Consider the following 11,030-nt stretch of genomic DNA (forward strand, 5'->3'; position numbering starts at 1 on the left):
TTATGAGCGTATTGGCCGGAATTATGTTGCACGCTACGGGGGCATCCTGTGCAGCACTTTGTTACACGCCCCAGAAAAATACTGTGCAATGGTCGTGGCAAACCTTCTGGCTGGCGCAGGCAGCTGTATGCTGGCTGTTACTGCCTGTATTAGGTACCGTGTTTACCATTCCCTCCGCAGATAAGGTACTGGCCGAAATTCCCACCGCCTTAATGTACCGCACCTTTTTACTGGGTGCAGTATATGGCATTGGCGGCACCGCCTTTGGTATTGCTATCCGTTATGTAGGTTTTTCACTTACCTATGCTATTTCCGTGGGTTTATCCTGTGTACTGGGTACGTTGCTGCCGCCTTTGTTTGCGGGGCAGCTGGGTGGTATATTACAACAGTCGGGTGCTATGTATATAGTAACAGGCATGGTGCTGGGTATTGCAGGGATAGCCTTATGTGGCGTAGCAGGCAGAAGTAAAGAAAAGTATCTGCAGCAGCAAAAGGGCAGCACACAGTTTTCGCTGGCCAAAGGTTTGCCGCTGTGTTTGCTGGCGGGCGTGTTATCGGCCGTATATGGTTTTGCTATTGCACAGGCCCAGCCTATGGCAGATATTGCTGCTAAGTATGGCGCGGGCGATATGCAGAGCAATATCATTTACCTGTTTGCCAACACCGGTGCGTTTGTAAGTACGGCGTTGTATTGCATTTTTCTGCATAACCGCCACCGCACCTGGGGCCAGTACCGCAGTGTGCCGGACAGGCTGGGCATGTATTATCTGATGGCGTTCATTACCGGTGTATTATGGTACAGTCAGTTCTTTTTTTACGGGCTGGGCCATGTGCGCATGGGTACGTACAAATTTTCCAGCTGGGCCATACATATGATTATGCTGGTATTGTTCAGTTCTCTGGCAGGAATTATGATGAAGGAATGGGCAGGTGCCAATGCACGTATGCGGCAGATACTCTCCGCCGCTATTGCGGTGCTGATTATAGCGGTGCTGGTGATTAGTTACGGCAACTATTTAGGAGAATAAGATTGTGTGGTTATAAAATGAACAGCAAATGCTTCCGATTTATGTGATAGGAGCCGGTGGCATTGTAAACGATGCGCATCTGCCGGCTTACAAACTGGCCGGTTACACCGTGGCAGGAATTGTAGACAGAGACAGAGAGAAAGCCGCCGCACTGGCCGGAAAGTTTGGTATACCCACGGTATATGATACCATTGAACAAATGGTAGCCGCTGCCCCGGCAAAGGCAGTGTACGATGTGGCGCTGCCTGCAACGGCACTGTTACCTGTGCTGGAACTGCTGCCGGATAAAGCAACGGTACTGCTGCAAAAACCCATGGGCAATAACCTGGAAGAAGCGAAGGATATACTGGCTGTTACCCGCCGCAAGCAAATGCTGGCAGGGGTAAATTTTCAGCTGCGTTATGCACCTTATATTAAAGCCGCCCGTGAAATGATTGCGGCGGGCAAAATTGGGTTGCTGTGTGATATTGAAGTGAACATTAACGTATATACCCCCTGGCATCTCTGGAGTTTTCTGTTTGAATCGCCCCGGGTAGAGATATTATACCACAGTATTCACTATGTAGATCTGGTGCGCTCTTTCTTTGGCAATCCTGTGGGCGTGTTTGCAAAAACGGTAAAGCACCCGTCTATGCCGCAACTGGCCTCTGTACGTAGTAATATTATTATGGACTATGGCAACTGGCTGCGGGCAAATATTATTACCAACCACAACCATAATTTCGGGCTGCATGGTCAGCATGCCTATGTAAAGTTTGAAGGCACCAAAGGTGTAATTAAAGCTACTCTGGGCAGCCTTATTAATTATCCCGAGGGCATACCCGATAAGTTTGAGTATGTTATTGCGGAAGAAGGTGAACCAGCCGTATGGAATACCCTGGATATACGCGGCAGCTGGTTTCCGCATGCCTTTATCGGTACCATGGAGCAGATGATGCTGGCAGCGCAGGGTATTATAGAAAAGCCGGATAACTCGGTGGAGGATGCGATACATACCATGGAGGCGGTAGAGCTGGCCTATCAGTAAAACCGCTGAAAATGATGCTGTTTGTAGTAGAAAACCGACACCATGCGTAGTAATCAAAAACAAAACCCAGGGTGTTTTACCCGTTAAAAAACCTACCGTTACCGTGAAAAATCACGCTTGTTATACGCTGGCGCTCAACGTTCTTTGCTGTGCAAACCAACCCTAAAACCTTCAGGAATAACATCAGTGAAGGCCCCGATGTTTTACATTTGGGCTTTCTTATTTTCAGAAACAACCCATGACCCGAAAGTGTTTTTTTATGTTACGCCTGATAGTTGTTGTTGCTATATTCCTTACTACTACGCTTCCGCTTTATAGTCAGCATGAAGACAAGTACAAAGAGGATAGCGCAAAGGTTTTTCACGTTAGCCTGCAAACATTTGCCTTTATTGCTTCCTGAAAAGAAATACCCGAGAATCTTATTATTAAACAAACAAATACCATGAAAAAAGTCCTTATTCCGGTGTTAGCACTTACACTGGCCGTTGCTTCCTGTTCTAAAAATGATACCGCTCCTGATAACGGAGGAAACAGCACAAAATTGTTGTCAAGAACTGAGGATACGAATGGCGATGTAGAGATTTTCAGTTATGATGCCAGCGGTAAATTTTTATCTATTGCAGATTCCAACAGCTACAGAATACAGGCAGATAGTGCTGTTTACAAAAATGGCATTCTGACCAATATTTACCGCCAGAGCTCCACGGGCATGCCGGGTATTACCCACAATTTTGTGTTTGATGCCAATAACCGCCTTGCTAAAATTGTATTTGTAAGCAGTGGCCAGATCTGGAAAATTGATTCTTTAGTGTACAACAGTGCAGGTACGCTTAGTAGCTTTTACAACTTACGCGCGGAACCAAACGGTACGTATACCATAGTTGCTTCTAACGAGATTACAGTAGATGCTAACGGAAATCTTGCTACAATGACTGTAAAAGAGCTGGGTGGCGCAGGTACATTGGTTCTGAAGCGGAAAGATGTGTATAGTTACGATAATCACCGTAACCCATATTCCCGTATTGCTTCGCCTGCTTTCTGGATTGTACGGGAAGACTATTATGCTGCCAGCACTAACAATATTACCCGTGTGGAAGAATATCATTATCCTAACGGAACACCGGTGTTAGATGAACTGGATACTAATAAGTATACTTACGATGCGGATGGTGATATTATTGCAGTTGAACATTATGAAGGTACTACTGATGCCGACCTGAAACTGGATTATAAAAGTGTACTTAAGTACATTGCCAAATAGTTATTCACTGTAAGAAAGAACAAAGGCCGTTTCATAAAAGAAGCGGCCTTTGTTTTTGTAAGGGGTAAGGATTGCTAGTTTTTGGTATATATCTGCGATACAAAATTGGCGTCGAAGTTGGCGAATGTTTTAAAACTGCTGACAGGCCATGTAAGCCGGGTGCGGCTAAGCCCATCATAGGCCGGATGCCAGAAGCCGGATTCGTACAAACGGTATTCGTTATTGGCGCTGCGGCTGATGTACCAGCTAACACGGTAAGTGTTAGGGTTGTTAGGTACACGGTAGCTGCCGCTGCCATCTGCTTTCAGTTCCAGTGTATAGGTGGTGGTGGGGTTATTGGGGTCAAAGCCCTGCACCGTCCAGGTGCCTACACATGCGTTTTTGTACAAGCTGGTGGAGTCTGTAATAGCAATCACTTTAGCAGTAATATCCTTTTCCGAAACAAATCCTTCTTTAGAAGCTTTGATATGGAAGCTGAAGCTTTCTTCTTTACCGGATAAAGATTTGAAGGTTACGTTTTCATTACTGCGGGTTACCAGCTGTACGTTGGGATTTGAGATATTGCTGATGGTAATATCGTTGGTGTTGAGTGTTACCTGTTCCAGACTGCCTTTGTAGGTAGGGGTGCTTCCGAATACCTGTGTAAGTAAATCCCATTGCAGCTGCAGGCTGCGCAGTGCGGAGATAAAGTTATTGGTGCTGCTGTTTACATCGCGGTCATTGTCCATAATAGAATGAAAGGAAGCATCCAGCTGCATATCCGTATTCAATCCGGTTTCAAATTCAGTTCTGATAACACTGAACAGGGCTTTGGTAAATATCCAGTTAGCACCGAGGAAGGCTTTTAACGAGTGCTTGAAGGTAAGTGCTGCGGGACGTATTTCGGTAATCAGCAGATAGCCTGCCATGCCTACGGCCAGCGTGGTGCTGATGGCAGATAGGCCAAAAGAGGCCGGAGCCAGATAGGCAGAAATGCCTGCCAGCGCCATCAGTTTCAGAAACTCTTTGCTGCTGTTTTTGAGGGCAATGGCAGAAGTGGCCAGATTGTCTGCCGTACAACTGTAGAATGATTTGAAATCTACCCGGGGGCATTCAGATTGCCGCAGGCTGGTTGGGCCGTCCAGGTTGGTATATACCTGCGACATAAACTGCCGGAACACGCCCTTATTGGCTTCGTAGAAGTAAGCGGTCTGCCGCTTCTGTTCGGCAGTGAGGGAGTTGTATAATTTCAGTACCTCCTGTTTGTATGCTTTAATATCGTTTACTTCGTCCTGCTGTTCCGTAGTGGTAACAGGTAGTTTGTTAATCTGTGCGTCCAGATTGGCTACCATATCGGTAATCAGTTTATTGGGGTCGGTTACCTGCGGTTTGGTTACCGTATAGGTAATACGGCCCAGCTCAAACTCCAGCACGTGTTTACCTTCAGCAACATCGGGTACCAGAAAGGAGAGTGTGGTATCGCCACTAAGCCGTATGTCTACCGGCTGGCCGCCAAAAGTACCTTTGTAGAGGCTGGTGAACCCACCCTTTACCACCAGGTTTGCTACCTGAAAGCTGAGTACACTGGCTGATTCTGGTTTTACGTTGGCTGTGTTGTCCCGAATAATTTGTTCCTGCTCATCTTCTTTTTTAGAACAGCTGTAGCTGAAACAGAGGGTAACAATGGTAAATGCAACAAATGCTGCTTTAGAAAGCCCGGTTAAATTTCTCATAACAAGTACGTGCAATTGTGCCGTAAAGAAAACGGAGGGTTTCTGCAATGCCTATACCTGGTTATGGTGATTTTTTAGCTTTTAGCGGCTGCTTCTTCGCGGATTTTTACGGTAATCTTATGCGGGGCATACTCATCGCCGCCAAAATAAGGATACAGGCGGTAACTATGGTGGTGGGCTCTGTTATCAGAGAAGCCGTACAGCTTGTTAATATCGGCCTGATTAGAGGTATTTTTAGTGCTATAAACCGCGGAAGAATCAAATAATACAGTAAAAGCAATTCCCTGCGTGGAAATAGCCTCAAAATGCTCCTGTTCGCAATATTGCGCACCTGGGGGGATGGTGTAGCTGGTATAACTTACTGTTGGGGTAGACGGCAGGGTTGGAATATTTTCCTGTGTTTGTGAGGATGCACTTGCTGCAAGGTCTGTTTCCTTCTGACAGGAAGTGATCCCCCAAAACAACAGGGCTATTGGTACGGCTGCGCACAAAATCTCTCTCCTCAAAATCATACAGCAAAGTTACACACCTTCCCGGGCGAATAAGTTTAATAGGGCTTAAGATAAATGGCGTGTGGGTTAAAATAGGCTGAAGAGGAAAGTAAGGGGCAACCGATGTATGGAGGAATGAAAACGGAATTGAATTACCGCAGAAAAGGCTGTCAACCTGGCATTTTTGCATCAAAAAAACCTGAGCGAAGGGGAAGCGAACCCGTGGCGAAGGAACACCGAAGGAAAAGCGATAGAAAATGCTACCGGCAAAATGGCAGAAATACGATTATTTATTAATGGTTGTGATAAAAGCCTGTTTCCGGAGTTGGAAATTGCTTGCTGACGCAAGGGGTTTGGATGGGCTGAAACCCTTGCAAAATAAGGATTTTAAGAAGGGAATATACTGCTGGTAAGCCCTGTAGAATGCGCTCCGTTTTTTAGCATACGATTTCTATTATTTAACATGTTAAATATGTTGTTTAGCACATTTTTAATTGCAAAAGGCCTCTGTTTTTCGTAAATTTATAGGGTCAGATGGGGGTTAACCAGGGCTACGCTGAAAGCCTTGTTTTGAGAGAGGCGTCCTCACACAGGCTTTACCTGGAAACAGCATCTGACGGGGGCATACAAACACCATTTTTCACATTCAAAAAGAAAGGAATGTGGTTCGCACAAGGTGTTGAGCCACTAAACATGATCCGCCGGTTAAAGGAGTAACCGGAACGGCATGGATAGTTCTTTGACATATGGGAAAGGCAAACAACGGGTGTAAGCATCTATTATACATCACCTGAGCCGGCTGGCAACCGGCTCAGGTATTTTTACCCGTCCTGCCGCATGCTTCTGTACGTAGTGGGCGGAACGCCTATGATTTTGCGGAAGCGGCGACTAAAGTAATACGGATCATCAAAGCCCATGCTTAACGCAATGTCTTTGATAGAACGTGTAGTAAGCGCCAGTTGCTGGCTGGCTTTCTGCATCTTCATCTGTATAAAGTAGTCGATAGGCGCATAGCCCGTTTTCTGTTTAAACAAACCGGAAAAGCGGGAGGGCGAATAGTTGTAATGCTGGCACAGTTCATTCAGTGTAATGTTCTCACTGATGTGTTCCTGCATAAATACAATAGCGCTGTCTATGCAGTCCTTACTATCATGCGGTATCTGCGTGGTGTGTTTGGCATTGTATACAAACAGGGTAATAAAATGAGACAAACACATATTGGCAAACATCAGGTTATCGGTACTGTAACCTAGTTCCAGTGTTTTATAAATGCGGGTAAATAACGTAAAAATTTCTTCGTTGCTTTTAATGTACGTAGGCTTCATACATTCGCGGGTAGCGTGCATGGCGTTAAACTCGGGCAGGTATTCGCCACCAAAGTGTATCCAGTAAATGGTCCACGGATTATCATCATCACTGCCATAGGCATGTTCAACATTCTGCGGCAGTATAAAAAACTCATTGGCGCTTACCTTGTATTGTTTATCGCCCAGTTTATACCAGCCGTTGCCATCTACACAATAAAAGAGGAAGTTTTCGGGTAATCCTTTTTTGCGATAGGTATAATGTCCATTGGCGCGGGGGTAATAGCCCAGTCCGCATATATGCAGCTGTTGCAGCCACTTGTTATTATGTACTCTTGATTTTAAAACAGGGCGGGGTATCTCAATACGCTGGCGTCCCTGGCCATACCATATATTTTTATGCGATCTACCCTTTTTATTCTCTTCCATATAGCAGGTTATATCCCCGGAGTGATTGCTCCGCAATCGTTATCACTATTATTTTAACATTCAGAGGGCGCACAGATAATTATTTCAATGTACTTTGAGCCATCCTAATCGCGGATTAAAACTAAGGAAAACCAGTGATGAATAGAATTGTTCTTGCCGTAGTAAGCATTTTTTTCGCCGGACTGAATTTTGCACAACCGGTACGCGTGCATCAATTAACATGCGATCATTTCAGCAATCCTACCGGTATTCAAACCCTGCGGCCTGTGCTGGGCTGGCAACTGGTTTCAGACGAAAGGAATATCCTGCAGCAGTCGTACGAAATACGGGTGGCAGACAGCAAAGCCGCGCTGACTGCCGGCGGTAAAATGCTCTGGAGTAGTAAAGTGGCTTCCGGTGCATCTGTAAATCAGTTATATAAAGGAAAACCACTACAATCTGCCCATACTTATTACTGGCAGGTGCGTGTGTGGGATAACAAAGGCCGCGTATCGCCCTGGAGTGAGGTGGCACAGTTTACTACCGCACTAACCCAACCGGCAGACTGGAGCGGTGCGCGCTGGATAGGGTATGAGGAGCTGGAAGATACCATGCGGGTGGTACCCGGTGTGCATTCCCCCGACAAAAAGAAGATACCTGCGGGCCGTGTGGTAAAGCGGGCGGTGGTACCCCTGTTTAGAAAGGAGTTTACAGCGGATAAGAAGATTGTGCAGGCCCTGGCGTTTGTAAGCGGACTTGGGCAGTATGAAATGACGGTGAACGGCAAAAAAGCCGGAGAGGGATTTTTAACACCTGGATGGACTTACTATGATAAGCGTGTGCTGTACAATACCTATGATATAACGCCACTGCTGCAACAGGGCCGTAATGCGCTGGGGCTGATAGTAGGCAACGGTTTCTATTATATAAACCGGGAAAGATATTTTAAACTGCTTACCGCGTTTGGTTTGCCTAAAGCTATTTGTAAAGTACTGGTGCGCTATGCAGATGGTACGGAGGACGTAATTGTAAGCGGTAACGACTGGAAAACTACCCCGTCACCGGTAACTTATACCAGCATTTACAGCGGGGAAGAGTATGATGCCCGCCTGGAACAACAGGGCTGGGATAAGCCCGGCTTTAACGATGCAGGCTGGAAACCCTCTTTACTGGTAAAAGCCCTACAGGGCAAGCTGGAAGCAGAGGGGGATTACCCGGTAGCGGTAACAGATGTATTACCTGTGCGCACGGTATTAACCCCTAAGCCTGGCATACGGGTGTACGACTTTGCGCAGAATGCATCCGGTGTGATACAACTGAAAGTAAAGGGGAAAAAAGGGCAGTCGGTTAAGTTGACGCCTGCCGAGCTGTTGATGGACGATTCTACTGCCAACCAGCGCGCTACCGGTAAGCCTTATTATTTCACTTACACCTTAAAGGGCGATGGGGAAGAAACCTGGAGCCCGCGTTTTACTTATTATGGCTTCCGCTACGTACAGGTAGAAACAGCACCCGATACGGTAAATGGCGGCACAGAACTGCCGGAGGTAGTGGCGGTTAACATGCTGCATACCCGTAACAGCGCTCCTGCATCGGGCAGTTTTTATTGCAGTAACCCGTTGTTTAACCGTATTGATACGCTGATACAGTGGGCTATCCGCAGCAACCTGCAGAGTGTGGCCACCGATTGCCCGCACCGTGAAAAGCTGAGCTGGCTGGAGCAGGATTATCTGATGGGCGGTTCTATTCAGCACAATTTCAATGTATACCATTTATATAAGAAGCTGGTGCACGATATGATGGATGCACAAACCACAGAGGGCTTTGTGCCGGATATTACCCCGGAGTATGTGTTTTTTGACGATCATGGTTTTGGTTTCCGCGATTCGCCAGAGTGGGGTAGTGCCTGTGTGGCCGTGCCGTGGCTTACCTATAAATGGTACGGCGATACTGCCTTGCTGCGTACGGCGTACCCGATGATGAAAAAGTATGTTGCCTACCTGAAAAGCCGGTCTGACAAGCATATACTGGACTACGGCCTGGGCGACTGGTTTGATATAGGCCCTCAACGCCCCGGTGTGGCGCAGTTAACGCCTAAGGCTTTAACTGCCACTGCTATTTATTATTATGATAATGTGCTGTTGCAACAGATGGCTGCTTTACTGGGTAATAAAAGCGATGCGGCCTTGTACGCTGCGCAGGCAAAAGACATCAGTCTGGCGTTTAACAAGCGCTTTTTTAACACGCAAACAAAGGTGTACGCCACCGGTAGCCAAACCGCTATGGCTATGCCCCTGTGTGTAGGGCTGGTGAATGAGACTGACCGTAAAGCGGTGTTTGCTAATCTGGTAGATTCTATAAAAGCCGGCGAACTGAAGCTAACCGCTGGTGATATCGGCTTCCATTTTCTGGTACAGGCTTTACAGGATGGTGGTGCGTCTCAGTTATTGTATGACATGAACAACCGCGATGATGTGCCGGGTTACGGCTACCAGCTGAAAAAAGGCGCTACGGCGCTTACAGAAAGCTGGCAGGCACTGAAAGAGGTAAGTAATAACCACCTGATGCTGGGGCATCTGATGGAGTGGCTGTACGCAGGGCTGGCGGGTATTAACCAGGCAGATGCTTCCAGTGGCTATCGCAGATTGGCTATCCGCCCGCAGGTGGTGAAGGGGATAGATCATGTAAAAGCCACTTACGCCGCTGTATACGGGGAGGTGGCCAGTGAATGGCGGAACACGGAAGAGGGGTTCACCCTTCAGGTTACGATACCTGCCAATACCACCGCTGATATATACCTGCCCGGGGCTAACGGGGCAGCTGTTTTACAAAACGGCAACCGCGTACAGGCTAAAAAAGCAGGTGATGCCTACATCATTTCCACTGGTTCCGGTACGCATACTTTTACCCTGCCGGCAGTTAAAAAGAGATAATTCCGGTGGATACCTGTACAAAATCGGTACCCGGGTAATAGTAAAATGTTCCATCATTATAGAGAAATCTGACATTGTTGACCGTTGCATGCAGTGATAATTTTAACTTCGTTTAGAAGAAATTATCATTGTATGCAACGATTGCCAAAGTCCATTATTCTGTTATTACTTTCTATCTCTGCCAGTTCCTTTTCTTTATTTGCACGTGTAGACATTGATACGGCATATGCCCGTGTAGCCAATGAGCGTGCGGCTAAAATTGTAAGCTCCCTGCATCTGGAAGATGCGGGTAAATCTACTGACGCACAAACGGCGATAGCCGACCAGTATATGGCGCTGAATGATATTCAGTTTCGCCGCGATTCTGCCGTTAAAGAGGCCAAAGCCACTATTGAAGATAAAGGTGCGCAGGAGTTACGTATTAAAACCATCACTTCCGAAGCCGCAGAACAAACGGAACAGCAGCATAAAGCGTATATAACAAGGTTGACCGCCCTGCTGACCGCAGAGCAGGTAGATAAAGTGAAGAATGGCATGACCTACAACGTGTTGCCCAACACGTATAACGCTTATCTGGATATGTTGCCGCAGCTGACAGAAGACCAGAAAAAACAGATTATGATCTGGTTAACAGAGGCCCGCGAGCGTGCTATGGATGCAGAAACCTCTAAAAAGAAACATGAAGTGTTTGGTAAGTACAAGGGGCGTATTAATAACTATTTATCTGCTGCGGGAATTGATATGAAAAAGGAAGGCGAGGCGTGGCAGAAAAGAATAAAGGCCAGAGCGGAGCAATAGTAATATTGTCCAGCAGTATAACGAAATCTGACATTGTTTGCCCCTGAGGGTACCTCTAATTTTAGCCC

General features: G+C 46.7%; 9 protein-coding genes. 6 read left to right on the plus strand and 3 right to left on the minus strand.

From position 1 onward, the window contains the following. The first annotated feature begins 2 nt into the window (after positions 1 to 2). From IEY13_RS04220 to IEY13_RS04235, 4 genes are all read left to right on the plus strand, one after another. Positions 3 to 1,028 (plus strand): L-rhamnose/proton symporter RhaT, encoded by a 1,026-nt coding sequence (locus IEY13_RS04220; protein WP_188950696.1) that lies wholly within the window; start codon positions 3 to 5, stop codon positions 1,026 to 1,028. A gap of 28 nt (positions 1,029 to 1,056) precedes the next feature. Continuing rightward, positions 1,057 to 2,055, plus strand: coding sequence for a Gfo/Idh/MocA family protein (locus IEY13_RS04225; protein WP_188950697.1), 999 nt, complete (start codon positions 1,057 to 1,059; stop codon positions 2,053 to 2,055). A gap of 259 nt (positions 2,056 to 2,314) precedes the next feature. Next, positions 2,315 to 2,455, plus strand: coding sequence for a hypothetical protein (locus tag IEY13_RS04230; RefSeq protein WP_188950698.1), 141 nt, complete (start codon positions 2,315 to 2,317; stop codon positions 2,453 to 2,455). 42 nt (positions 2,456 to 2,497) lie between these two features. After that, positions 2,498 to 3,316, plus strand: coding sequence for a hypothetical protein (locus IEY13_RS04235; RefSeq protein WP_188950699.1), 819 nt, complete (start codon positions 2,498 to 2,500; stop codon positions 3,314 to 3,316). A gap of 74 nt (positions 3,317 to 3,390) precedes the next feature. Here the strand turns inward: IEY13_RS04235 and IEY13_RS04240 are convergent, their stop codons facing one another. The 3 genes from IEY13_RS04240 to IEY13_RS04250 form a co-directional block, all read right to left on the minus strand. Further along, the gene (locus IEY13_RS04240) at positions 3,391 to 5,028 is read right to left on the minus strand and encodes a hypothetical protein (protein ID WP_188950700.1); all 1,638 of its coding nucleotides are present in this window, start codon (positions 5,026 to 5,028) and stop codon (positions 3,391 to 3,393) included. A gap of 74 nt (positions 5,029 to 5,102) precedes the next feature. Beyond that, positions 5,103 to 5,540 (minus strand): hypothetical protein, encoded by a 438-nt coding sequence (locus IEY13_RS04245; protein WP_188950701.1) that lies wholly within the window; start codon positions 5,538 to 5,540, stop codon positions 5,103 to 5,105. A gap of 800 nt (positions 5,541 to 6,340) precedes the next feature. Continuing rightward, positions 6,341 to 7,252 carry an AraC family transcriptional regulator gene (locus IEY13_RS04250; RefSeq protein WP_188950702.1) on the minus strand — a complete coding sequence of 304 codons (912 nt, stop codon included), beginning with the start codon at positions 7,250 to 7,252 and terminating at the stop codon, positions 6,341 to 6,343. Between the two features lie 137 nt (positions 7,253 to 7,389). Between IEY13_RS04250 and IEY13_RS04255 the strand changes: the two genes are divergently transcribed. Next, positions 7,390 to 10,164 carry a family 78 glycoside hydrolase catalytic domain gene (locus tag IEY13_RS04255; protein ID WP_229687721.1) on the plus strand — a complete coding sequence of 925 codons (2,775 nt, stop codon included), beginning with the start codon at positions 7,390 to 7,392 and terminating at the stop codon, positions 10,162 to 10,164. 132 nt (positions 10,165 to 10,296) lie between these two features. Further along, entirely contained in the window at positions 10,297 to 10,962 is a 666-nt protein-coding gene (locus tag IEY13_RS04260) for a DUF3826 domain-containing protein (RefSeq protein ID WP_188950704.1), read from the plus strand. Positions 10,963 to 11,030 lie beyond the last annotated feature (68 nt).

Origin of the sequence: Filimonas zeae, from assembly GCF_014641615.1 — a bacterium.
Classification (GTDB): domain Bacteria; phylum Bacteroidota; class Bacteroidia; order Chitinophagales; family Chitinophagaceae; genus Filimonas; species Filimonas zeae.